Annotated in this window: 23 protein-coding genes and 1 pseudogene; 16 read left to right on the top strand and 8 right to left on the bottom strand. The window is 29.6% G+C overall.

The features are described from left to right. Positions 1–365 precede the first annotated feature (365 nt). Both AEBR_RS05665 and AEBR_RS05660 read right to left on the bottom strand, forming a co-directional pair. On the bottom strand, positions 366–1,292 hold the full coding sequence (locus AEBR_RS05665; RefSeq protein WP_129087305.1) for an NADH-quinone oxidoreductase subunit B family protein: 927 nt from the start codon (positions 1,290–1,292) through the stop codon (positions 366–368). Further along, positions 1,246–1,836: a TetR/AcrR family transcriptional regulator gene (locus AEBR_RS05660; RefSeq protein ID WP_172658859.1), complete on the bottom strand. Its 591-nt coding sequence runs from the start codon at positions 1,834–1,836 to the stop codon at positions 1,246–1,248. Before AEBR_RS05660 ends, AEBR_RS05665 begins: the two co-directional genes overlap by 47 nt. Before the next feature lie 192 nt (positions 1,837–2,028). Here AEBR_RS05660 and AEBR_RS05655 point away from each other — a divergent pair, with 192 nt between their 5' ends. The 6 genes from AEBR_RS05655 to AEBR_RS05630 are packed head-to-tail and all read left to right on the top strand — an operon-like array spanning position 2,029 to position 7,636. Then, positions 2,029–2,805, top strand: a complete 777-nt coding sequence (locus AEBR_RS05655) for a DeoR/GlpR family DNA-binding transcription regulator (RefSeq protein ID WP_129087304.1) — start codon at positions 2,029–2,031, stop codon at positions 2,803–2,805. Beyond that, complete coding sequence (locus tag AEBR_RS05650) at positions 2,805–3,878, top strand: ABC transporter ATP-binding protein (protein WP_129087303.1); 1,074 nt, start codon at positions 2,805–2,807, stop codon at positions 3,876–3,878. The genes AEBR_RS05655 and AEBR_RS05650 overlap by 1 nt, the downstream gene beginning before the upstream one ends. Before the next feature lie 27 nt (positions 3,879–3,905). Then, the gene (locus AEBR_RS05645; protein WP_129087302.1) at positions 3,906–5,174 is read left to right on the top strand and encodes an ABC transporter substrate-binding protein; all 1,269 of its coding nucleotides are present in this window, start codon (positions 3,906–3,908) and stop codon (positions 5,172–5,174) included. 8 nt (positions 5,175–5,182) lie between these two features. Beyond that, complete coding sequence (locus AEBR_RS05640) at positions 5,183–6,046, top strand: carbohydrate ABC transporter permease (protein ID WP_172658858.1); 864 nt, start codon at positions 5,183–5,185, stop codon at positions 6,044–6,046. 7 nt (positions 6,047–6,053) lie between these two features. Further along, positions 6,054–6,851 carry a carbohydrate ABC transporter permease gene (locus AEBR_RS05635; RefSeq protein ID WP_129087300.1) on the top strand — a complete coding sequence of 266 codons (798 nt, stop codon included), beginning with the start codon at positions 6,054–6,056 and terminating at the stop codon, positions 6,849–6,851. Beyond that, positions 6,851–7,636, top strand: coding sequence for an HAD-IIA family hydrolase (locus tag AEBR_RS05630; protein ID WP_129087299.1), 786 nt, complete (start codon positions 6,851–6,853; stop codon positions 7,634–7,636). The genes AEBR_RS05635 and AEBR_RS05630 overlap by 1 nt, the downstream gene beginning before the upstream one ends. A gap of 12 nt (positions 7,637–7,648) precedes the next feature. On the opposite strand, the gene AEBR_RS05625 is transcribed toward AEBR_RS05630, so the two are convergent. Continuing rightward, a complete protein-coding gene (locus tag AEBR_RS05625; RefSeq protein WP_129087298.1) occupies positions 7,649–10,225 on the bottom strand; it encodes a bifunctional aconitate hydratase 2/2-methylisocitrate dehydratase in 2,577 nt (858 codons plus the stop codon). A gap of 333 nt (positions 10,226–10,558) precedes the next feature. Here AEBR_RS05625 and AEBR_RS05620 point away from each other — a divergent pair, with 333 nt between their 5' ends. After that, positions 10,559–11,002: a YiiD C-terminal domain-containing protein gene (locus AEBR_RS05620; RefSeq protein ID WP_129087297.1), complete on the top strand. Its 444-nt coding sequence runs from the start codon at positions 10,559–10,561 to the stop codon at positions 11,000–11,002. Here the strand turns inward: AEBR_RS05620 and yddG are convergent. Then, positions 10,989–11,885, bottom strand: a complete 897-nt coding sequence (yddG, locus tag AEBR_RS05615; RefSeq protein ID WP_129087296.1) for an aromatic amino acid exporter YddG — start codon at positions 11,883–11,885, stop codon at positions 10,989–10,991. The genes AEBR_RS05620 and yddG overlap by 14 nt on opposite strands. A gap of 105 nt (positions 11,886–11,990) precedes the next feature. Here yddG and AEBR_RS05610 point away from each other — a divergent pair, with 105 nt between their 5' ends. Continuing rightward, positions 11,991–12,797 (top strand): M48 family metallopeptidase, encoded by an 807-nt coding sequence (locus tag AEBR_RS05610; protein ID WP_129087295.1) that lies wholly within the window; start codon positions 11,991–11,993, stop codon positions 12,795–12,797. Between the two features lie 5 nt (positions 12,798–12,802). Here AEBR_RS05610 and AEBR_RS05605 read toward each other — a convergent pair whose 3' ends face one another. Beyond that, the gene (locus AEBR_RS05605) at positions 12,803–13,510 is read right to left on the bottom strand and encodes a YebC/PmpR family DNA-binding transcriptional regulator (RefSeq protein WP_129087294.1); all 708 of its coding nucleotides are present in this window, start codon (positions 13,508–13,510) and stop codon (positions 12,803–12,805) included. 211 nt (positions 13,511–13,721) lie between these two features. On the opposite strand from AEBR_RS05605, the gene AEBR_RS05600 reads away from it, so the two are divergent. From AEBR_RS05600 to AEBR_RS05580, 5 genes are read left to right on the top strand one after another with little or no spacing between them, the layout of a single operon-like run. Beyond that, positions 13,722–14,570: an MlaA family lipoprotein gene (locus AEBR_RS05600; RefSeq protein WP_129087293.1), complete on the top strand. Its 849-nt coding sequence runs from the start codon at positions 13,722–13,724 to the stop codon at positions 14,568–14,570. Positions 14,571–14,572: 2 nt separating this feature from the next. Then, positions 14,573–15,145 (top strand): Tgt2/MlaC family protein, encoded by a 573-nt coding sequence (locus tag AEBR_RS05595; RefSeq protein WP_228712178.1) that lies wholly within the window; start codon positions 14,573–14,575, stop codon positions 15,143–15,145. A 9-nt stretch (positions 15,146–15,154) separates the two neighbouring features. Then, positions 15,155–17,626 carry an efflux RND transporter permease subunit gene (locus AEBR_RS05590; protein WP_129087292.1) on the top strand — a complete coding sequence of 824 codons (2,472 nt, stop codon included), beginning with the start codon at positions 15,155–15,157 and terminating at the stop codon, positions 17,624–17,626. A 5-nt stretch (positions 17,627–17,631) separates the two neighbouring features. After that, positions 17,632–17,826 (top strand): zinc ribbon domain-containing protein, encoded by a 195-nt coding sequence (locus AEBR_RS05585; RefSeq protein WP_129087291.1) that lies wholly within the window; start codon positions 17,632–17,634, stop codon positions 17,824–17,826. Position 17,827: 1 nt separating this feature from the next. After that, entirely contained in the window at positions 17,828–18,403 is a 576-nt protein-coding gene (locus AEBR_RS05580; protein ID WP_129087290.1) for an LOG family protein, read from the top strand. Positions 18,404–18,421: 18 nt separating this feature from the next. Here AEBR_RS05580 and AEBR_RS05575 read toward each other — a convergent pair whose 3' ends face one another. Beyond that, complete coding sequence (locus tag AEBR_RS05575; protein WP_129087289.1) at positions 18,422–20,653, bottom strand: methyl-accepting chemotaxis protein; 2,232 nt, start codon at positions 20,651–20,653, stop codon at positions 18,422–18,424. Between the two features lie 8 nt (positions 20,654–20,661). Next, a pseudogene (locus AEBR_RS05570) lies at positions 20,662–21,048 on the bottom strand (PAS domain-containing protein). 441 nt (positions 21,049–21,489) lie between these two features. Here AEBR_RS05570 and AEBR_RS05565 point away from each other — a divergent pair. Together AEBR_RS05565 and AEBR_RS05560 are read left to right on the top strand one after the other, a co-directional pair. Next, positions 21,490–21,897 (top strand): ModE family transcriptional regulator, encoded by a 408-nt coding sequence (locus tag AEBR_RS05565; RefSeq protein ID WP_228711990.1) that lies wholly within the window; start codon positions 21,490–21,492, stop codon positions 21,895–21,897. A gap of 68 nt (positions 21,898–21,965) precedes the next feature. Then, on the top strand, positions 21,966–22,601 hold the full coding sequence (locus tag AEBR_RS05560) for an HAD family hydrolase (protein WP_129087288.1): 636 nt from the start codon (positions 21,966–21,968) through the stop codon (positions 22,599–22,601). Here the strand turns inward: AEBR_RS05560 and AEBR_RS05555 are convergent. After that, positions 22,587–23,702, bottom strand: a complete 1,116-nt coding sequence (locus AEBR_RS05555; protein WP_129087287.1) for a pyridoxal phosphate-dependent aminotransferase — start codon at positions 23,700–23,702, stop codon at positions 22,587–22,589. The genes AEBR_RS05560 and AEBR_RS05555 overlap by 15 nt on opposite strands. Before the next feature lie 329 nt (positions 23,703–24,031). Here AEBR_RS05555 and AEBR_RS05550 point away from each other — a divergent pair, with 329 nt between their 5' ends. Continuing rightward, positions 24,032–24,778 carry a hypothetical protein gene (locus tag AEBR_RS05550; RefSeq protein ID WP_129087286.1) on the top strand — a complete coding sequence of 249 codons (747 nt, stop codon included), beginning with the start codon at positions 24,032–24,034 and terminating at the stop codon, positions 24,776–24,778. Positions 24,779–24,802 lie beyond the last annotated feature (24 nt).

Raw genomic sequence — 24,802 nt, 5'->3', positions numbered from 1 at the left:
ATGACCTTTCAATATGGAAAAATTTTAGCATATTTTTAATATAAGTTAGGAATTTGGTGTTTTGGGTTTAAATCTCTTTTACACTTGCTTCGCAAAGTGTTTACAATCTTTTATGCCAAAAGATAAAATCTCTCTTGTGCCTAGCGTAGGTCACTCTTACAACCTTTTTATTGAAAAAGGTTGCGCCAAAACAACCAGACGCGTTGTTAAAGCTCTTTGAGGGTATTTGCGTAGCAAACAGTGAAGCCGTTGGTAGTTTTTTTCAAAGAGAGTGCAAGCACAGGCAATACTTTTTTCTATAAAAAAGTATTAAAAGCACTCCTCTCGCAAGAGAGTTTGTACACCACGCAAGTGGGCACAAAAAACTAATCTATAAGCTTCTTATGCAACCTATCTATTTTAAAAGTCTTAGCAACTCCTGAGATTGACAAATATGCTCTTTTGCTAATACCTAAAGGAACTTCTGCTGGAATTCCTATATTTTTTTTAGTTTCAAGCATATTGTCCCTTGGAAAGTCAAACTCAGTACAACCAATACAAGGCATTCCTGCTCTTGTTTTTGTACTTACATCATTCCATAAAATTTTATTACAATTAGAGTGTGTCATAGGACCACGGCAGCCTTGTTCATAAAAAAGACAACCCTCTTTTTTACCAAAGTGTCCTTCAATCTTCCATTCAAAATACTCATTTCTTGTACATCCATGGTGTGCCAAACCATAATATATCTCTTTTGGTCTTCCCCTCTCATCTAAAGATATTTTTCCATAATCTTTTAGGGAAAAAAGTGTTTGAAATATCCACTCAGGATGAACAGGACAACCTGTTAGATTAACTACAGGATGCGCTAAACTATATATATTTTGACTATCTAAAGAGTCACTTAATCCTTTGATTTGATTATTTTGTTCAAACTTTGCATGAACTCCTCCATAAGAAGCACAAGAACCAACGGCAATAATATATTTTGATTTTTTTACTAATTTATTAAAAATCTCATAAGGTGTATAGCCTGAGATTGAAAAAAACTCTTTTTGAGGAGTAATTGCTCCTTCAACAAGTAAAAAATCAATATCTACTTTAGAATTTAAAATCTCTTTGATTGTTGTGTGGGTTGTAATTGATGGATGATATATAAGATCAAAACTATTTAAAAATAGTTTCATTCTATTATCATTTGCACTTAAAAAAGAGTGTGTGTTACCATTACAGGTTATGGCTTGAAGCCACAACACTTTTGGTTTTTTACTCTTCGTATTTAAGTGCTCTAAAGATGTTTTCTGCAACTGCATCAGAATACTCTAATATATCTTTTTCTAAAACTTTCTCTCCACTTAAAAAAGCAAAACCTCCTAAAGCTCCCATAATCAATGCGAAAGCTGGGAAAAAGTCTTGTTGTCTAAACTCTTTATTAGAAGCTCCATCATCAAGTAGAATCATAACTTCTGTAACAAATTCACTTACACATAAAAACCCTTCACATCCCTCTTGGAAAACCTCTCTATTTGATAAGTAAACCCTTAAAAAGTACTCAATCACTTCAGGTGCTTTTTTTACACTTTCCAAATATTTTCTAGTGAAAAGATAAACCTTGTCTTTTGAATTAATATCCATTTGGTTTATTGTTTTAAGCTCTTTTGCTAAAACATTTGTTGAGTATTTGATTGCATATTTTGCCAACTCCTCTTTTGATTTGAAGTAGTTGTACATATTACCAACACTCATTTTCATTGATTTGGCTATATCTGGAATTGTTGTATTGTAAAAACCATTTTTAGAAAACAGTTTCAAAGAGTTTTCAATAATTGTATTTTTTTTCTCTTCTTTTGCTGACAATATCAATCCTTCATTTTAATTTTTTATAGTCGATTATATTATTAAAAATATTAATAACGAATGAAAATTCATAAATTGACCTAATAATTATCTACAATATGGTCATGTAATCAATATGTAACACTTTGAACTTATAATTCCACTAATTTTATTTCGAACGAAAGATTTTTATTAAAACAACGAAAGATAAAGATGAAACCAAAAGAGCGACAAGCGTACATATTAGAAAAAATCAGACAAGAAAAGTTTGCTTCAGTTGAGGAGTTAAGTAACATTTTTTGTGTATCACTACAATCCATTAGAAAAGATGTAAATGATTTATGCAAAGAGGGACTTCTAAGAAGAGTCTATGGAGGAGTTGAAATTCCTGTTCAACAAGAGAATATCTCTTATAATAGTAGAAAAATTATTCATTATGATGAAAAAAAGAGTATAGCAAAACTAATTGCTAAACAGATACCTAACAATAGCTCTTTGTTTTTTTCAATCGGTACAACACCTGAGATAATTGCAAAAGAGTTAATAAACCATGAAAATCTAAAAATCTTTACTAATAATATAAATGTGGCACTTGTTTGTTGCGAAAATCCCACTTTTGAGGTTGTTCTTCATGGGGGATTAGTTAGAAATAAACACAGAGATATTTTGGGAAATGATATAGAGAATTTTTTTAGTAAATATAGTGTTGATTTTGGAATATATGGAGTTGGAGCAATAGAAGAGGATGGTTCTTTGCTTGATTTTACCCATGAAGAGATACAAGCAAGAGAGGCAATAAATAGATATAGCAAAAGGGTATTTTTAGCTGCTGATTTTTCAAAGTTTGAAAGGAAAGCACATATAAGGGGAGGAAATATCTCAATGGTTGACAACTTTTTTTGTGATAAAAAACCTCCACAAAATATCTATGAAATATTAAAAAGAAATGAAGTTGAACTTCATTTCCCTACTTATGAAGGGGTTAATTAATGGCTTATATAAAATTAAAAAATATAACAAAAAAATACAATAAAAAAATGGTAATTGAAGATTTAAATTTTGAGATAAAAAAAGGGAGTTTTACAGTTTTATTAGGACCCTCAGGATGTGGAAAATCGACAACACTTAGAATGATAGCTGGACTCGAAGAGATAAGTTCAGGGCAGATTTTAATAGATGGGAAAGATATTTCAAAACTTCCAGCATCTAAAAGAGGAATCTCTATGGTATTTCAATCTTATGCACTTTTTCCTCACTTAAGTGTTAAAGATAATATTCTTTTTGGTCTAAAGGTACGAAAAGTTGCCAAAGACGAGAGAGAAAAAAGACTTAAAAAAGTTATTAAACTTGTGGGACTTGAAGGTTTGCTTGAGAGTAAACCTTCACAACTATCAGGTGGACAAAAGCAAAGAGTTGCTCTTGCAAGGGCATTTGTGGCAAAGAGCAAAATTTGTCTTATGGATGAACCTTTGTCTAATCTTGATGCAAAACTTAGACATGAGATGAGAATAGAGATAAAAAAATTACAACAACAACTAAATATGACAGTTTTATATGTAACCCATGATCAAACAGAAGCCATGAGCATGGCTGATCACATAATCTTATTAAACAAAGGAGTAATTGAACAACAAGGCAGTCCTAAAGAGTTATATGAAAATGTAGCAACAACCTTTGTGGGCAAATTTATTGGTACACCACCAATGAATATACTAAATATAAAAAAGGAGAATGAAAAGATATTAATAAACAATCAAGAGATTAATACAACTTATTCAAGCCGTATTACTGATGATATATGTTTTTTAGGAATCCGTCCTGAAGATGTATATTTTGAAGAGAATAATAGTGGATTAGAAGGGGAGATAATTTATCAAGATTATCATGGCTCAGATACTATTTTAGGAATTCAAACTCTAAATAGTAACTTAGATAATCCAATATTAATGAGAATACAAAAAGCCGAAAACTACATAAATGGTGATAGGGTTTGGGTAAATTGGAGTGAAACTAAAATTAACTTTTTTAACTCACAAGGTGAGAGAAGAGAGATCTTATCTTAAATAAATCTAATTAGTAGGAGAAAATATATGTTTAGATTTGTAAAAAGAGCTGCATTAGTTAGTGTTTTAGCTGCAAGCTTTTTATCAAGTGCAAATGCACAAAAAACTGAATTAACGATGTACTATCCAATTTCTGTCGGTGGACCACTAACAAAAATTGTTGATTCTATGGTAGAAGAGTTTGAAAAACAAAACCCTGATATTGATGTAAATGCAATCTATGCAGGAAACTATAATGATGCAAGAATTAAATCACTTGCTGCATTAAAAGCTGGTCAACCTGCACAATTAGCTGTAATGTTCTCTATTGATACTTATGACTTAATTGAACAAGATGCAATTATCTCATTTTCAGATATTGTTAAAAGTGACAAAGATAAAGAGTGGTTAAACTCTTTTTATCCAGCATTAATGGAAAATGGTACAACTTTAGGAAAAGTATGGGCTATCCCTTTTCAACGTTCAACAATTATAATGTATTACAACAAAGATGCTTTCAGAAAAGCAGGACTTGACCCAAACAAACCACCAAAAGATTGGGATGAAATGGTAACAATGGGTAAAAAACTTACAACAAATGACCAATGGGGACTTATGATTCCTTCAACTGGATATCCATACTGGATGTTTGGAGCATTAGCAAAACAAAATGGTGAAATTCTAATGAATAGTGAAGGAACAAAAACATATTTTGATAACCCAAATGTTGTAAAAGCTTTAGAGTATTGGAAAGATTTATCTAATAAGTATAATATTATGCCAAAGGGAACTATTGAGTGGGGAACACTTAGAAAAAATTTCTTAAGTGGAAAAACTGCGATGATGTGGCACTCTACAGGAAATTTAACTGCTGTTAAAAACGAAGCAACTTTTGATTTTGGTGTTGCAATGCTTCCTGCAAGTAAAATGAGAGGAACGCCTACTGGTGGAGGAAACTTCTATATCTTTAAAAAAACCACTCCTCAAGAGAGAGAAGCTTCTATGAGATTAATCAAGTTTATGACAAGCCCTGAAAACTCTGCAAAATGGTCTATGGGAACAGGATATATTGGTATTTCAAAAGCTGCATACAATACTCCTGATCTTAAAAAATATGTTGAAGAGTTCCCTCCTGCAAAAGTTGCAAGAGATCAATTAGAGTTTGCAACTGCTGAACTTTCTACTTACCAAACAGGAAGAGTTAGAAAAATATTAGATGATACTATCCAAGCTGTTTTAACAGATAAAAAAGAGCCAAAAGAGGCTTTAGAAGAGGCTCAAAAAGAGGCTTCTAAACTATTAAGAAACTATAAATAAGGATTAATATGAGACATGTTTACGGTTGGTTGTTACTGCTTCCTGGATTTACTCTTATTGTAGCATTTACACACTATCCAACTGTAACGACCTTTATTAACTCTTTTTTCTCAAACCAAACAGTTATTAGGCCCAAAAAATTTGTTGGGCTTAGTAACTATGAGTATATGTTAAATGATCCTGTATTTTTACAAACATTTAAAAATACTATCTATTTTGCACTTACAACTGTTCCTTTATCTATTGCTCTTGCTTTAGCAATGGCAGTTTTTGTTCAAGAGAAAATTAGAGGTCGTTCTGTTGTAAGACTTGCATACTTTACACCAACAATCCTACCTATGGTTGCAGTTGCAAATATTTGGCTCTTTTTTTATGCACCTGAAATTGGTCTAATAAATCAGATATTTCAATATTTCAATCTTCCTCAACAAAACTTTTTGGGAGATACTAATATGGTATTGGAAGCAACTATAGTTATGACTGTTTGGAAAGAGGCTGGATTTTTTATGATTTTCTACCTAGCTGCACTTCAAAGTATTCCAAAAGAGTTAAATGAAGCTGCAAAAATAGAAGGTGCATCTGCTTGGACCAGTTTTTGGAAAATTACTTTTCCTCTTCTTATGCCAACAACTTTTTTTGTAATGGTAAATGCTCTGATTAACTCTTTTAAAATGATTGATCACCTCTTTATTTTAACTAAAGGTGGTCCTGATAATGCCTCAAATCTACTGCTTTATTACATTTATGATGTGGCTTTCTCATTTTTTGATTATGCCTATGCTGCCACACTTACTATAGTACTTTTAGCACTTTTGATTGTTGTTTCACTAATTCAGTTTGGATTAGTAGAGAGAAAAATACACTATAAATAGGAAAAAGATGAAATTATTACAAAAAATTGCAACCTATACTTTGGCTATAATTTGGATACTTCCACTAATATATACCTTTTGGGCAGCATCTCATGAAGAAAAATACTCTTCTGATTTTACCCTTTTTGCACCTTTGAGTGGTCAAGCTTTTTTTGATGCTTGGATACAAGCACCATTTTTACAATATTTAACAAATACCTTTTTTTTGGTAACTATTATTTTAATAGGGCAGATGGTTCTTTGTACTTTAGCAGCTTATGCATTTGCAAAATTTGATTTTTATGGTAAAAATATAGCTTTCTTTTTAGTTCTGATGCAATTAATGATAATGCCTGAAAATTTAATAATAGAAAATTATAAAACTGTTGCAAATTTTAATTTAATAGATACAACATGGGGAATGGCAATTCCTTATATAGCTTCAGCCTTTGGAATTTTTCTATTAAGACAAACTTTTAAAACTATTCCAAGTGAGTTAGATGATGCGGCAAAAATAGAAGGATGCTCTCCTATTGGAACTCTTTTTAGAGTCTATATTCCCTTGTCAAAACCAACATATTTAGCCTATGCATTGGTTTCAGTTTCATACCACTGGAATAACTTTTTATGGCCACTTGTAATTGCAAACTCAAATGAAGTAAAACCACTTACTGTTGGACTTGCAATTTTTGCAGCACCTGAATCAGGAGTTCAATGGTCTACAATCTCTGCTGCAACTCTAATCTCAGTTGCTCCACTCCTAATCGCTTTTTTAATTTTCCAAAAAGAGTTTGTTAACTCATTTTTGCACACAGGAATCAAATAATGTATGAGATTTTAAAAGATATAGATTTTATAATTTTTGATTTGGATGGTGTTTTTTATAGAGAAGATGAGAAAATTGAAGGAACAAGAGAGATAATTAATTTTTTAGATTCACAAAAAATTGAGTACTGCTTTTTTACAAATAACTCAAACTATAAAACAAGCAGATACAAAGACAAACTGCTTTATGGTGGTGTTGATGTAAGTGAAAATAGAATCTTTACAACCACAAAACTAATTGAGCACTATCTTTTTGAAAACTTTGCAGATAATATCTATGTTTTAGGAAGTATGCAGCTTCAAGAGAGCCTTTATAGTAAATATAAAAAGTGTGAAACTAATCCTGAATATATAATTATTGGTATGGAAAACTCTATAACACTAAAAGATATCTCAAACACAATAAATCTTATTGGAGAAAATACAAAAATAATAGCTGCTAATCCTGATAAACTAATCCCATTAAAAGGTAGATTTGAGTTAGAGTGTGGGGTCATAAATAGTATAATTGCACAATTTACAAATAAAGAGATAAAGATAATAGGGAAACCAAACACTTATGGATATGAAACAATTTTAAAAAAGTTTAATAAACAAAGTCATAAAACAATGATGATAGGAGATACTTACGAAACAGATATATTAGGAGCAAAAAACTCAAAAATAAATCCAGCATGGATAAAAACAGGGAATGAGCTTCCAAATTATGTGGTAAAAAAAGATTTTATGATTTTTGATTCATTAATAGATTTAAAAGAGAAGTTAGAAAAAACAAAGGGGTTTTAAAACCCCTCTATCTTATGAGTGAACTAAGTTAGTTAACTCTTTGTCACTTAGAGTATGGAAGTTAAGATATTTGTAAATATCGTCTCTTTTCTCTGGAGTGATTTTTTTAGGTACCATATTTAAGTACTCTTCTTTAGTTGGAAGTCTTCCAAGAAGCGCCGCAAGAGCTGCCATTTCAGCAGAACCTAAATAAACTTTAGAGTCTTTTCCAAGTCTGTTATCAAAGTTTCTTGTACTTGTAGAAAATACAACTGCACCTTGAGCAACATTTGCTTGGTTACCCATACATAAAGAACAACCAGGAATCTCTAATCTTGCTCCTGCTGCTCCAAATACTGAGTAGTAACCCTCTTCAGTTAATTGTTGTTGATCCATTTTTGTTGGAGGAGCAATCCAAAGTTTTGCTGGAACTGGTCCTTCACCTTTTAGAACTTCACCTAAAGCTCTAAATAGTCCAATATTTGTCATACAAGAACCAACAAATACTTCATCAATTTTTTGAGTTGGTCTATTTGGATCATTTAAAATGTTTGTTAATGTATCAACATCATCTGGATCGTTTGGACAAGCTAAAATTGGCTCAGTAATCTCATTTAAATCAATCTCAATTGTTGCCGCATATTCTGCATCTGCATCTGGCTCTAAAAGCTCTGGATTTTTAATCCACTCTTTCATTTTATCAGCTCTTCTTTGAAGAGTTCTAGCATCTTGGTAACCCTCTTCAATCATTTTTTCAATTAGAGCTATATTTGAAGATAGGTACTCAATAATTGGCTCTTTGTTTAGTTGAACTGTACAAGCAGCAGCTGATCTCTCAGCAGATGCATCTGAAAGCTCAAATGCTTGCTCAACTTTCATATCTCCTAAACCTTGAATCTCAATTACTTTACCAGCAAAAATATTCTTTTTGTTTTTCTTAGGAACAGTTAATAGTCCTTGTTTAATTGCATATAATGGAATAGCATTAACTAAATCTCTTAGTGTAATTCCTGGTTGTAGTTTACCTGTAAATTTAACAAGAACAGACTCAGGCATAGTTAAAGGCATCATTCCTGTAACTCCTGCAAATGCAACAAGTCCAGAACCAGCAGGGAAAGATACTCCAATTGGGAATCTTGTATGTGAATCTCCACCAGTACCTACTGTATCTGGAAGACAAAGTCTATTTAACCAAGAGTGAATAACACCATCACCTGGTCTTAAAGTAACACCTGCTCTACTTGTAATAAACTCTGGAAGTGTATGTTGTAGGTTAATATCTGCAGGTTTTGGATAAGCAGCAGTGTGACAAAAAGATTGCATAACCATATCTGCACCAAAAGATAGTGCAGCAAGCTCTTTAATCTCATCTCTTGTCATAGGTCCTGTTGTATCTTGAGAACCAACAGTTGTTGCAATTGGTTCAACATACATACCTGGTTTTACACCTTCAACTCCACAAGCACGTCCAACCATTTTTTGAGCTTGAGTATACCCTTTTCCATTATCTTCTGGTTGTGTTGGAGCAATAAACATATCAGAAGCACCTAAACCAAGTACTTCTCTTGCTTTTGCTGTTAAACCTTTACCAATAATTAGAGGAATTCTTCCCCCTGCTCTCATCTCATCTGTTAAAGTGTTTGGCTCTAAAGTAAAAGTTGAAACAACTTGACCATTTTTAAGAATTTCTCCAGAATAAGGTTTTAAAGTAATAACATCACCAGTTTCTAAGCTATCAACATTTGCTTGAATTGGTAAACATCCTGAATCCTCTGCTGTGTTGAAGAAAATTGGAGCAATGATTGAACCAATTACAACTCCACCTGTTCTTTTATTTGGAACACCTGGGATATCTCTACCCATATGCCATTGAACAGAGTTGATACCTGATTTTCTTGATGAACCAGTACCAACAACATCACCAACATATGCCAATGGGTGACCTTTCTCTTTTAGTTTTGCCATCATTTCAAGTGGTTTTTCCATTCTTGATTGTAACATTGCAGTTGCATGAAGAGGAATATCCGCTCTTGTAAAAGCTACAGTTGCAGGAGATAAATCATCTGTATTTGTTTCACCAGGGATTTTGTAAACGGTTAAAGTAATCTCTTCTTCTAATGCAGGTTTATTTGTAAACCACTCTGCATTTGCCCAAGATTGAATTACCTCTTTAGCCTTTGCATTTCCAGCATCTGCTAACTCTTTAACATCATTAAATGAATCATAAACTAAAATTGTATTTTTTAATTGAGTTGCTGCAGCTTCTGTAATATCATCTATTTTTAATGCTTCTACAAGTGGAGTTACATTAAATCCACCCATCATTGTTCCTAAAATCTCAATAGCTTCTAACTTTGAGATCACTGAACATGCAACTTTTCCTTGTACTATATCATTTAAAAATGCCGCTTTAACATATGCTGCATCATCAACACCTGGGTTGATTCTATTTGTAAATAAATCTAAAGCGTATTGTGCATCTTCCACATTTTTTGCTTTTAATAGCTCAACTAATTGTGCAGTTTGTTCTGCAGTTAAAGCTAATGGTGGTAACCCGCCCTCTTTTAATCTTTCTTCTGTATGTGCTTTATAAGTAGCTAATAAACTCATATATACATCTCCTATATAATTTGTAGCACAAGTATAGCATAATGTAAAAGACATCCAATGTACAATTTTTGTTAATGATGGGACAATTTTTTATTCTTTGTACAAAAGTTACTAAAAGTAATAAAAAAAAATTGTGTGCTAATTTCAAAACTATAATATCGTGTAATAAATAAAAGTTAATAAAAATTAATCAAATTCCTTTAAGTTAAGAAGAGGTTTTATGTACAATTATTGTACATTAATTTTTTAATTGTATACTCTTTTAGTTGACTATTAAGTTTTATATTTTTTATATTAAATTAATAGTACTATTAAAATAAAAAAAGAGTATAAATGCTAAAAGAATTAGAAGATAAACTCCATTTAGAGATACCCTTAACTAAATATATGCAACTAAAAATTGATAAAATGGATGAAACCTCTTTTTATACAAGTGCTCCACTTCTTCCAAATATAAATGACAAAGGTACAGGCTTTGCAGGAAGTTTAGGAACATTAGTTACAATTTCTGCTTGGGGATTATGTTATTTGAAAGCTAAAGAGCTAGGATTTGATAACTGCATGATTGCTATAATCAAAAGTGATATTTCATATAGAGCTCCCGTTACAAAAGATATGATTTGTCAAACTTTAATTCCATCAAAAGAGCAATTACACTTACTTGAAAACAAACTAAAAGAGAAAAAAAGTGGTTCAATAAAGATTGAATCTAAAATTATTCAAGATGATAAAATATGTGTAGAGTTCAAAGGGGTATATGTAATTAAGATTTTATAAAAAATTTTTTAATTACTTTTATATACTCTTTTGAGCTAATTATTGAGCCTAATACAATCAATATACAAGCAAAAATAACAGAACTTGTTAAAGGAGCAATCCCCATAAAAACTAAAATTAAGGTAGAAAGAAGAGGAGCAAGATAAGATAGTGAGCCTAATATCTTTATATCACCATTTTTAACTGCAAAATCCCAAAGATAAAATGCTCCTCCTACTGGACCTAATCCTAACATAATAGAAGCAAAAAGCTGTGTAGCGCTGGGAATAATAGTTTGTTCTAAAATAAGATGGGCAATCAAAGAAAAAAGTGCTGTTAAAAGACAAAACCCAGTAACAGCAAAAGTTGGTATATGTTTTAATGTTTTTGAAATAACAGAGTATGAAGACCAGATAATTGCTGCAGCTAAAGCACAAGCAAATCCATAAAAATATTGCTCGTCAAACTCAAATTTTCCACCTTTTGAAACTAATAAAAAAGCCCCAACAAGAGCTAAAAATGTCCCTACAATATGGTACCATTTTAGTTTTTCATTTGGTAATAATGCCGAAAAAACCACTATTAATAAAGGCCAAAGATAATTTAACAAGTTTGCTTCAATTGCAGGTGCATTTTTAATTGCAACAAAATAAAAAAAGTGATAACCAAAAAGACCATAAAGTCCTACTAAATAGATTTTAAAAGGTATTTTAAAAAGTTCTTTGAAACTTCTTTTTTGTTTTTTTAACATAAAAAGCCCAATAAAAGAAGCTATAAAAAAAGATATTGCAAGAAGTTGAAAAGGGGGGATAGAACCAGATAAAACTGTAAAAAGTGCTAATGATGACCATAAAAGTATCGTTAAAAGTCCTAAAATATTACCTTTAGCGTGTGTATTGTCCAAATTTTATCCTTCAAAAAGATGATTATATAAATTAAACTCTTAAAAAGTAATTGTTTAACTTAATAGATTGTAAAATTACTTTAAATAAATTTTACAGGACAGTTAATGTATAAAAAAGTAATCCTAATAATTATAACAATATTTTTTATAGGGTGTAACAGTAAAGCCCCTGTAACAAATAGAGACCAACTTATACTTATCTCTCAAACAAATGAATTAGCTTTGGGTGAACAATCATACAAAGAGGTACTTAAAAATTCAGAAGTTATAAATAATACAGTAGATGCAAAAAGAGTAAAAGAGATAGGAAGAAAGATTGCAAATATAGTTGATAGAACAGATTATAAATGGGAATTTAATTTAGTAAAAAATGAAGAAAAAAACGCTTTTTGTCTGCCTGGAGGAAAAGTTGTTGTTTACACTGGAATACTTAAAGTTGCTAAAAATGATGATCAACTAGCAACTGTTATTTCCCATGAAATTGCACATGCACTAGCAAGACATGGAGCAGAAAGAATGACAACAGGACTAATATCTCAAGGGGTACAACTATTAGGAAATATCATTTTAAGTACTCAAGCTTCACATGTACAATCAACTTTTAATGTAGCCTATGGACTTGGTTCTCAATATGGAGTAGTGCTTCCTTATAGTAGAATGCAAGAAAATGAAGCAGATGAGATTGGGATTCATTTAATGTTTCAAGCTGGATTTAATATCTATGAATCTTTAAATTTTTGGGAAAATATGAGCAAAGACAGTAATCAAAGTAACGAGTTTTTCTCAACCCACCCAAGTTCTCAAACTAGAATAGAAAATATAAAAAGAATAATAAAAGAGTTAGAAGACAAAGAGGGAAAACTTCCTCCAAGAGTTCAATTCAATGAATCTCTTGGAAAAAGAATTTATTAAAGTGATTAAGCTATATTAGTATATATAGCTTGTACATCCTCATCATCTTCAAGTTTGTCAAAAAGTTTTTCCATATCTGCTTGTTCTTCTTCTGTAAACTCTTGTGGATTATTAGGAATTCTTTTAAGTTCAGCTTTTGTAAGCTCAATTCCAAGCTCTTCAAATTTGCTACTCATATTACCAAAATCTGTATAGTTTGCAAATGCAATAACTACTCCATCTTCCTCTTCAAGCTCCTCTAATCCTGAATCAATAAGTTCAAGCTCTAGCTCTTCTAAATCCATATCTGGCATTGCAAATTCAAAAATTGCTTTTCTATCAAACATAAATTCTAAAGATCCTGTAGGAACAACTTGTCCACCATTTTTATTAAAATACATTTTAATATTAGCAACTGTTCTAGTATTATTATCTGTTGCACATTCAACAAAAACTAAAACACCATGAGGACCTTTACCCTCAAAGTTTACATCTGCATAATTTGTTGCATCTTTTCCAGAAGCTCTTTTGATAGCGGCGTCAATATTCGCTTTTGGAAGGTTTTGTGCTTTTGCATTAAGTATTGCAGTTCTTAAAGCAGGATTCATATCAGGATCACCACCACCTGCTTTTGCTGCCATTTCAATTGCTTTTGCTAATTTTGGGAAAACTCTTGACATATTTCCCCATCTTTTCATTTTAGCTGCTTTTCTATATTCAAAGGCTCTACCCATAAATAACACTCCAATTATTTTACATTTTCGGGATTATACCAATTTTGAAATTAAGATGCAAAAAGATCTTTTTAAAATAGTGTAATAAAGTTATTTTTACAAATAATGATTAAATTTAAAAAAGATTATTAAGTAACTTTTATACAAAAATTAGATAACATCTTAGTTACACACAATACACACAAAAAAAGAAACAAGGTACAAAAATATTATGAAAAAGGTAGGATTAGCCGTTTTAACAACTTTTACTGTTGCGCTAAATGCTGCAACAATTACAACTCATTATAAAGTTAACTCAAATTTACAATTTGAGCTTTTACCAGAAGATCAATGGGTTACTTATGAAGTCTTTACTAAAGAGAGACTTTTTAAAAAAGTTGAGATAAATAGTAAAAATGAAGCTTCATTTGATGAAGAGTATTCTAATAATCTAAAAGATGACTCTTTTGAGGGTTATAACAGAGCAATGACAAGCTTTAATGATTATTTCTATATAAATGTATTAAATCCTGTCGCAAAGGGTTATAAAGAAGTAATTCCAGAACCAGGAAGAATTGCAATTGCAAACTTCTTTGACAACTTAATGTTTCCAATAAGATTTTTAAATAACATTTTACAATTTAAGTTTCAAAATGCTTTAGAAGAGACAGGAAGATTTGTAGTTAACTCAACTATTGGTATAGGTGGACTTTTAGATAGAGCAAGTGAAAATGGTTTAAAAGAGCACAAAGAGGATTTTGGTCAAACATTAGGTTATTATGGATTTGGTAGTGGTGCACATATAGTACTTCCAATACTTGGACCATCTAATGTTAGAGACATTGTAGGATTAGCAGCAGATATGTATATAAATCCAGTGACTGATTTAGGAAAACATGATATAGATTATAAAATTCCAGACGAAGGTTGGGAAACTATCGCAATTGGAACTTTTCAAACTATTAATAAAACATCTCTTAACATTGGGCAATATGAAAACCTAAAAAAAGATGCAATTGATTTATACCCATTTTTAAGGGACATATATGAACAAAATAGAGAGAAAGCAATTAAGGAATAAAGGTGATTAAGAAATTTTTATTTTTAAATTTGTTAGTAAGCACACTACTGTTTGCCCTAACAAAAGATGAAATTCAACCAGAAATGACAATAAAAATAAACAGTGTATTATCTGTTTTAAAAGATTCAAATTTAACAAAAGAGGCAAAAAAAAATAAGATTATTCCAATAATAGATCCTCTATTTGATTTTACTTTGATGTCTAGACTCTCTTTAGGAGCTAAATGGAAAGAGCTTGATAAAGGGCAAAAAGATAGATTTACAGAACTATTTACAAAAAAACTAAAAGAGTCATATACAGATAAACTATATCTTTATACTGACCAAAAAGTTGATATTTTGGGAGTTGACCAACCAAAAAATAATAGAATAGTTTTAAAAACTCAATTAATTGGGAAAGATGATAAATATGACATTGGATATAAGTTCTATGAAACTAAAGATAGTAGTTGGCTTATTTATGATGTTGATTTATTAGGTGTTAGTATTATCCAAACATATAGACAACAATTTGCAGGATTTTTAAAAGATAAATCTTTTGATGATTTGTTAACTAATTTATCAACTACGAAGTAATTTTATCTAATGATTAAAAAGTTTTTCGATAATTTTATTTTAAAACATCCATTAAAAATTCTATTTTTATTGATAGTTGCTGTGGCATATCTTGGATATTATGCCACAAAGCTTGAGATTGATGCTTCTTCTGAAACTCTTCTTTTAGACAATGATAAAGATTTAAAATTTTTTAGAGAAGTAAATCAAAGATATCATGCACCAGATTTTTTATTAGTTACATTTAAACCTAAAGAGGATTTATTATCACAAAGTAGTTTAGATACTATAAAAGAGTTATCAAATGAGTTTTTAAAACTTGATAAAGTTGTCTCAACAACTTCTATATTAAATGTTCCTCTTTTACAATCTCCTGTTCAAGAATTAACAAAACTTTTAGATGGAGTTAGAACTTTAGAGAATAGTCAAGTTGATAAAACATTAGTAAAAAATGAGTTTTTGAACTCAGAACTTTATAAAAATAGTTTAGTTAGTGCAGATTTTAAAACTACTGCTATATTATTAAACCTAAAAGGTGATAAAAAATATTTTGAAATTTTATATAAAAGAAATGACCTTTTAAAAAAGAAAAGAGAACACAGTGCAACTCCTGAAGAGCTTGAGGAATTAAAACAAACACAAAAAGAGTTTAAAGAGTATAGGGAAAATATCAGAAAAACAGATCACGAAAATATTTTAGCAGTAAGAGCAATTGTAGAGAAATATCAAGATAGAGGACAACTTTTCCTTGGTGGAGTAAGTATGATTGCTGATGATATTATTGGTTTTGTTAAAAGTGACTTACTAATTTATGGTTCAACACTTATATTCCTTTTAATAGCTATTTTATGGCTAATCTTTAGACAACTTATTTGGATATTACTGCCAATTTTAATCTGTACTTTATCTGTTTTATCAACAGCAGGTGCACTTGGATTGTTTGGATGGGAAGTTACAGTTATATCTTCAAATTTTATTTCACTACAACTAATTATAACAATATCAATTGTTCTTCACTTAATAGTAAGATATAGAGAACTAACTCAAAAGTATAGCCATGCTTCACAGTATAAACTTGTAATAAATACTCTGCTTTCAAAACTAAACCCATCTTTCTTTGCAATTATTACTACAATTGCTGGATTTGCATCTTTAGTCTTTTCTGGAATTCAACCTGTTAAGAATCTAGGATGGATGATGAGTACAGGGATCTCTATCTCTTTGGTTATCTCTTTTATAGTTTTTGCAACGGTAATGATTGCTATAAAAAAAGTTGATGAAGTATCTAGTTCTAAATTTAAACTATCTCTTATTTCAATAACAGCTAATTTAGTTGAAAAAAGAGGAAAAGCTATAATTATTGTATCAATAGTAGTTGTTCTTTTTTCACTAACTGGAGCTTCAAAACTTATAGTTGAAAATAGTTTTATAAACTACTTTAAAAAATCAACTGAGATTTATAAGGGGATGGAAGTGATAGATAATCAATTGGGTGGAACCACACCTTTAGATGTTATATTAACTTTTAAAACGGAAGAACAAAAACCCAAAAAAGAGAAGAGTGATGATGAATTTTCAGATTTTGAAAATGAGTTTGCCCAAACACAAGATGACAATAAATATTGGTTTACCGTTGATAAAATGGAAGTTATAACTAGAGTACATGACTATCTTGATTCTCTTTCAGAAACAGGTAAAGTTTCATCTCTTGCAACTCTTTTAAAAGTAGGAAAAACTTTAAATGGTGGTAAAGATTTAGATGGTATTACTTTGGCACTATTATATGAAAAACTTCCACAAGAGTATAAAGATCTTATTTTATCTCCATACATTAGTATTAAAGATAATCAAGCAAGAATAAATACAAGAATAGTTGATTCAAATCCAAAACTAAGAAGAGAAGAGTTGATTGAAAAAATCAATACTGAACTTCCTAAAGTGATAAATGATGAGAGCGTAGAGTTTAGACAATCAAATCTTATGATTTTATATAACAATATGCTGCAATCACTTTTTGATTCACAAATAAAAACTTTAGGTTTTGTAGTTGTAATACTATTTGTTATGTTCTTAATCCTTTTTAGATCAATACTTATAGCTTCAATTGCTATTATTGCTAATCTTGTACCAATCTCTATTGTATTTGGTATTATGGGTTGGTCAGGAATTCCTTTGGATATTATGACCATTACAATCGCTGCAATATCTATTGGAATTGGAGTTGATGATACAATTCACTATATCCATAGATTTCATGAAGAGTTTAAAAAAGATCATAACTATATAAATACAATGAAAAGATCGCATGAAAGTATTGGATATGCTATGACTTATACCTCTTTAGTTGTTATTGCTGGTTTCTCAATCTTGGTTTTATCAAACTTAATTCCAACAATATATTTTGGACTTCTTACAGTTATAGTAATGGCTACAATGTTAGCTTCAGCATTACTTCTACTACCAAAACTAATAGTTCTTTTAAAACCATATAAAGTCAAATAAATTTTATGTTTGAAAAAGAGCTTATTTGTCCATATTGTATGGAAAAAATTACAATTTTACTTGATATGGGGAATGATGAAGATACAGAATTAATTGAAGATTGTGAGGTTTGTTGTAGACCTATTGAGTTAAAATACAGCTTTGAAAATGAAGAGTTAATCTCTTTTTTTTATAAAAAAATTGAAGGAAATGAATTTTAATATGAAAATAGCAATATATTGTGGTACAGCATTTGGAGCGAGTCCAATTTATAAAGAAAAAGCAATAGAAATGGTTCACTTTTTAAAAAGCAAAGAGTGTTCAATCGTTTATGGTGGAAGTAAAGTTGGTCTTATGGGAGTTATTTCTAATGAAGCTATGAGTTTGGGAATGAATGTTTATGGCGTAATTACTTACGGTTTAGCTGATAAAGAGTTAGAAAATAAAAATATCTCAGAACTACATCATGTAGAGACTATTAGAGAGAGAAAAGCCATAATGGAAGAGAAAGCTGATGCTTTTATTGCACTTCCTGGAGGATTTGGAACGCTTGAAGAGATTACAGAGATATTTACTTCAATTCAAATAAGTGATTCAAATAAACCTTGTGCACTTTTAAATATAAATGGTTATTATGATAAGTTTTTAGAGTTTTTAAGAGCTTGTGAAAAAGAGGGATTTTTATTAAAAGAACATATTGATGCAATTATTGTAAGTGATAGCATAGAAGAGATATATAACTCTTTTAAAAATTACACACCTCCAAGAAGAAAATGGGATATTCTACAAGCTAAATAGGACCTCTCTCCTATTTAGTTAAGCCTCTTTAAATTTTTTATCTTTTGTAGCATTTACAACATTATTAGCCAACTCTATTGTCCCTTGAGCAATATCATTTGTCTCTGATGCAATATTTGCATTTATTTGTGTCTGTTTATCCAAACTATTTACCGCATCACTTATTTGTTGAATTCCATCCCTTTGCTCTTTTGCAGAGTGATCAACATCTTTTATTAAACTTATTGTGTTACTAATATTTTCATTTAGTTGATTATAACCCTCAATCATTTTAGAGGCTATATTTTTACCATTATTAGCTTTTATTGTTGCATTCTCAACAATATCCTTAATTGATTTTGCAGCCTCTGCACTTCTACTTGCTAGATTTCTAACCTCTTGGGCAACAACGGCAAAACCTTTTCCTGCTTCACCAGCAGTTGCAGCTTCAACTGCTGCATTTAGTGAAAGAATATTTGTTTGGAAAGATATTTGATCAATAACAGAGATTGCCTCATTAATAGCTGTTACTTGTGAATTTATATCATCCATAGAGTTAACTGTCTCATTTGCTAATTTCTCTCCATCATTTGCTGCTTTAGTTAGTTTTTCTACAAATTGAGCCATTTTAGCAACATTTTCTGTACTTGATGCAATATTGCCTGTTATTTGTTCTATTGCTGCTGCTGTCTCTTCAAGTCTTGCTGCTGCATCATTTGAAGCGCTATTCAATTTATCAACATTTCTAATAAGTTTATTTGAACCTTTTAACAAAATCTCTCCACTTTTTTTGTTATCTCTTAACATAGAGGTAATTGCATCACCTAAAATATTTATGCAATCTACCATCTCTTTTGATTCACCTGTAATATTGTTATTTACATGAATTGAATTCAAATAGTTATAATCTGCATACTCTTTTAATGTTTTTAAAATACTTCCAATAACTTCTTGTTGATTATCAAGCATTTTATTTATTGTTTTAGCAAAAGTTACAACTTGTGGATTTGCAGCTTCTGACATAACTCTACATGAGTAAATTCCTTTTTCAACTTTATCTAATGTGATAATTGCCTCGCCAACACAGAGTAAATCTTTTTCCAAATCTCCATTTATCCTATCTATATTTTCATTGACTAACCTAGCTAATTTCCCTAATTCTCCATTATCATGAATATCAACATAATTTAATTCATTAATATCTTTATTTAGATATGCCATAAATTGTTCTATTCCAACATACATCTTATTAATTGAATCCATAATATTTTTATTAAAAAATAATACTAATGATATTGTTCCAGATACAACAATTGCTAATATAATGGATAACATATTAACTAAATTTGCACTTTTATCAATTAAAACATTTGCTTCATTTTTTATATTATTGATTAAATAATCATCAATCTCTTTTAAAATATTAATCTTTTTTGTAATTGTTTGAAACCAATATTTAGCATCAACATCAAATTTTGCAGCTGGATTCCCCTCTGAACTAAAAAGTATATCTCTCATTTTTTGTACTTCTTCTATAACTGGATTATCTAATTTTTCTTTTACATAATCTTTATATATAAAACCATAAATGTAAAAATTATCTAAAAAAATATTTTGTTCATCAACTAAATTTACAAACTTTATAAACATTCCTTTTCCAAAAGTTTTTTGTGCAAAGGTATTTGAACCAACTGCTCTTTCAATACCAGCTCTCTCTTTTGACATAAGAAAAGAGTAATAAGCACTTATATCATTGATAATATGTTGATCAACACCAATTGAAGCAAGACTTGCCACAAAATCTAATAACAATTTATTAATATTTGTATAGTATCCAATAGCTTTTTTTGTCTCTATATTAAGATTATCAATAGAACCTCTAATTGCTGAAATTTTATCAAGCTCACTTAAAGCTGTTGATATATACTCTTTTCCACTATCTGGAAATTGTGTAGCATCAAGACTTTTTGTAAAACTTATAAAATCTTGAGCTTTTTCATTTGTTAATTCTCTCTGTTTTGCAAGAATATCTTTAAAATCTTTTCCTGAACTACCCAAAAAACCCGCACTGGCTCCTCTTTCTTTTTGTGTTTCATGAACCAATAATGAGATTTTTTGACTAAATGTTAATAGTGTATTTAACTCTTCCAATTTTGTTTTTTTATCATATGCTAAATATATTACAAAAATAGAAACTATAAAAAGAATAATTACAGGTGTTGTACTTACTAATCGTATTTTATTTTTTATTGTCATATTATTAAGAGTCATAACTATTCCTATTTCATTGTTTTATAAAGATTTTCATATTTTTTAATCTCATCATTTGAAGCCATTCTTCTACATGAAATATAACCTTTACTACCATCACATGAATTAAAAGGGAATACTGTGGCAAAAACCCAATAATATTTTCCATTTTTAGATTTGTTTTTTACAAAACCTTTCCAAGGTTTTCCCCCTTGTATTGTTGCTCACAAATCTGCGAAAGCAGCTTTTGGCATATCAGAATGCCTTACAATATTATGAGGTTTACCTATTAACTCTTCAAGTGAAAAACCTGAAAAAATGCAAAATTCATCATTTGCATATCTAATTATCCCTTTTTCGTCTGTCTCAGACAATAAAAAAGAGTTTCTTGAAAGTTTCAATTCTAAAGAATCCATTGCAACTCCTTGCTAAACTATAGATTATTATATTTAAAAATGAAAAATTATTATTTGATATTAATCACAATAAAATAAATTATTTATATATTAATTGATTATATATTAGATTAAAAATTATTATCTTTAATAAAAGAAATTAATTTCAATTTTAAGTTAATTTTCTATTAACTCTTTATTTTTTCTTTGTTAATAGTCATTGATTATAATTTTTATAAATAAGTAGAGCGAACTACTTATGAAATTTTGCGAAGATTTCTCCTAAGAAAAAGACAAAATTTGTTTAGTTTTGTCTTTTTTTTCTACACTTTTATCTATTGTCTATAATTTATTCTTAAAAATCGCACAATTTTAATTTAAAAATCGTATAATTGAAAAATGAATGGAAATTCAATTTTCTTAAAATAAACTAAAATTATATAATAAAAGGTTATGTTTTTTATGAGACAATTAGATGACACCCAAATGGATTTACTAATGACTAACTTAGATGAAGATGGTAAGCTATCTTGCCTAAAAGCATTTAAAGTTGCACGGTTAATTGGTGTAAAACCTAAAGAGATGGATTCAATTACTAAAGCATTAAATATCAAAATCACAAACTGTGAACTTGGAGTTTTTGGTAAACTTAAGTTTGTTGATATGGATGACAAAATATATAATAAACTCTCTGAAAACTTTAATCATGGCAAAAAAGTTGAGTGTCAAGTTGCTTGGCATACAGCAAGAGAAAAAGGCTCAAGTCTTAAAAAAGTTGGTTCAACAATAAATAACTCTGATATTAGAGTAACACACTGTCAGCTTGGATGTTTTTACGACGAAGAGTTTGAAAAATATGATGACGCGTAAAATTAAGAATTAAAACTTCTATTAGCTAACTTTAGTATACTTTCAAAAAATCACAAGGCTTCTCTTTTTTGAAAAAATTTATTCTATTTGACAATGATGGTGTATTAGTTGAAACAGAACCTCTTTACTTTGAAGCTAGTAAAAAAGCTTTAAAAGAGTTCTTTGATGTAAAGCTTCACTTTGATCAGTATATGGATATTATGACAGAGGGTAATGGAGTCTGGGTTGCAGCACCGAATGCAACAAAAGAAGAGATAATAAGAGCAAGAAATCAAAGAGATATTTACTATCAAGAGTATTTAAAAAAAGAGGATATTGCAATAGATAATATCCATGATATTTTAAATGCACTTAGTAAAAATTACAGAATGGGAATTGTAACAACTTCAAGACGTGTTGATTTTGAAATAATCCATAACAATAGAGGAGTTACAAACTTTATGGATTTTGTTTTATGTGTAGAAGATTATAAAAGAGCAAAACCCTACCCTGATCCATATTTAAAAGGTCTTAAATTATTTAACGCCCAAAAAGATGAAACAGTTGTTGTTGAGGATTCACAAAGGGGTTTGATTTCTGCAAATAGTGCAGATATTGACTGTATTATTGTTCACAATGAATTTACAAAAACACAAGATTTTTCAACAGCAAAACATAAAATAGGAAGTTTAAAAGAGTTAATAGATTTTTTACCTACTCTTTAAATACTCTTTTAATCTTCTAATTCCCTCTTTCATATGTTTTATATCTCTTGTATAGGCAAATCTTAAATATTTATTTGTATTGTTTGAACCAAAATCAATTCCTGGAGTTGTAGCTATATGGATATTTTCTAAAAGCTCTTTTGCAAAACTAAAACTATCGTTTGTATATTTTGAAACATCTGCCCAAAGATAAAAAGCACCATGGGGTTTTGCATCAATTGGGAAAATCTCATTTAACTCATTATACAAATAATCTCTTCTCTCTTTAAAAGTATTTTTAATAGAGTCTAAATATTCATAATCAAAAGCTTCAAGAGCAGCATATTGAGAAAGAGTTGGAGCAGAGATAAAAATATTTTGAGCAATAATTTCTGCTTCTCTACTTAAATTTTTAGGAACAATAATCCAACCAAGTCTTAGTCCTGGCATACAATAATATTTGGAAAAGCCATTTATTACTATTACATTACTGCTGTATTGTAAAGCTGAACTTGCTTTTTTTTCATATACTAATCCATGATAAAGTTCATCAGAGATAAATGCAATTGAATTTTTATCACAATACTCAATCAACTCTTTTAAATTATCTTCACTATAAATATTTCCTGTTGGATTAGAAGGAGATGAGATTTGTAGCGCATCAATTTTGTTTGCTTTTAAATGATTTACATTTAACTCATAATTACAAGATTTATCAATATTCATAAAAACAGGTTCAATATCAAGCATATGGGCAAAGTTTTTATAACAAGGGTATGAAGGATCACTTAAACCTAATTTTTGTTTATGTTTTAAAGTCAAAGTATAGGCAATTAAAAAAGCTCCTGAAGTTCCAGGGGTAAGTAAAATTTGTGAAGGCTCAATATCTACGTTATACTCTTTTTTATAATGCTTTGCAATCTTCTCTCTTAATTCTAAAAGCCCTAAACTCTCTGTATATGAAAACTTGTCATCATTTAAAGCTTTAGCTAGACTCTCTTTTACTTTTGGTGTTGGATTTAAATCAGGTTGCCCTATTTCAAAATGTATTGTATCTTCATACTTTTGTGCTTCTCTTACTATATCCATTACAATAAAAGAGCTCATTTTTTTATATCTCATAATTAATCCTAAAAAAGAAGAATTATAACTAAAGAAAGATAAGTTGGATTTTAAAATTGAAAATGCAAAGAAATTAACAAAAGCGAAGGAGAAGAATAAATACTTTGTTAATTTCTATTGCGTGTTTTGGCTGTGTTATTTTTACATCAAATTTTTAATGTATTGAAATCTTAACAGATTAGACTTAAACATTTTCATTTAAAAAAAACAAATAGGATATTTTTAGTCTTATTTAAGGTTAATGATAATTTTTATCAATAAAGAGAGTTTTACTCAAAAATATGCTCTTTTTTGCTAATATTTTAAAAAATAAACTTTCAAGGGTATATATGCAATATTTTGGTGTAATTGAGACTAAATATGAAGAGATCTTTGTAACTTCTAGTTTTTTGTACTTTAATAAAGAAGATGAAACAATAAGTGCTAAAGAGTTAAAAGATATGATTAAAACAACTAAAGATAGAAAAAAGAATATTGTTGGAACTATCTTTTTATATAATCCTGTTGTAACTCCTATGGGATATGACTCAAATAAATTTTTACTTGACCAAGAGTTTGATGATTTTGGTGACTATATAGAACTAAAACAAGAGAACTATATAACTACTTTTAAACAGGCAATGAAAAATAGTTATGAAGGTAAATTAGTTGAAATAAAAAATCTATTTAATCTTAATGAAGAGCATATAGATTCAGCACAACTTCTAACAAAGTTTAATTCAGATTTGGAGACATACAACTCTTCACAAAACACAGAGTTTGAAAGAGAGATAATGTATTTTGATGCACAAACTTTTATTCCAAGTGGCAAATTTGTATTTTTTGCGTGGGGAGAAAAAATCAACTCTAAAGAGTTCCCATATATCGACAGTTATGCAAGAACTATCTATGAAAGAGTTGTACAAATGGGGAAAAAAGTTGCTTTTGTGTATAAAAAAGAGAAAACAAAAGAGTGGTGTGAGCAATATTTACAATTTGCAGCAATTGGACAAAATGCAAAATATAAAGCTTCTATTTCAAGTGCAGTAAAAGCCTCTTTTGAGCACAATCCTCCTATAATAGTATCTTATGAATAGAGTTAATAAATTATTCATTGACTT

This window comes from Halarcobacter ebronensis, from assembly GCF_013201825.1.
GTDB classification, from domain to species: Bacteria; Campylobacterota; Campylobacteria; order Campylobacterales; family Arcobacteraceae; genus Halarcobacter; species Halarcobacter ebronensis.
The sequence above is the reverse complement of the archived record's forward strand: the minus strand, read 5'-3'. Positions and strand labels throughout refer to the sequence as shown.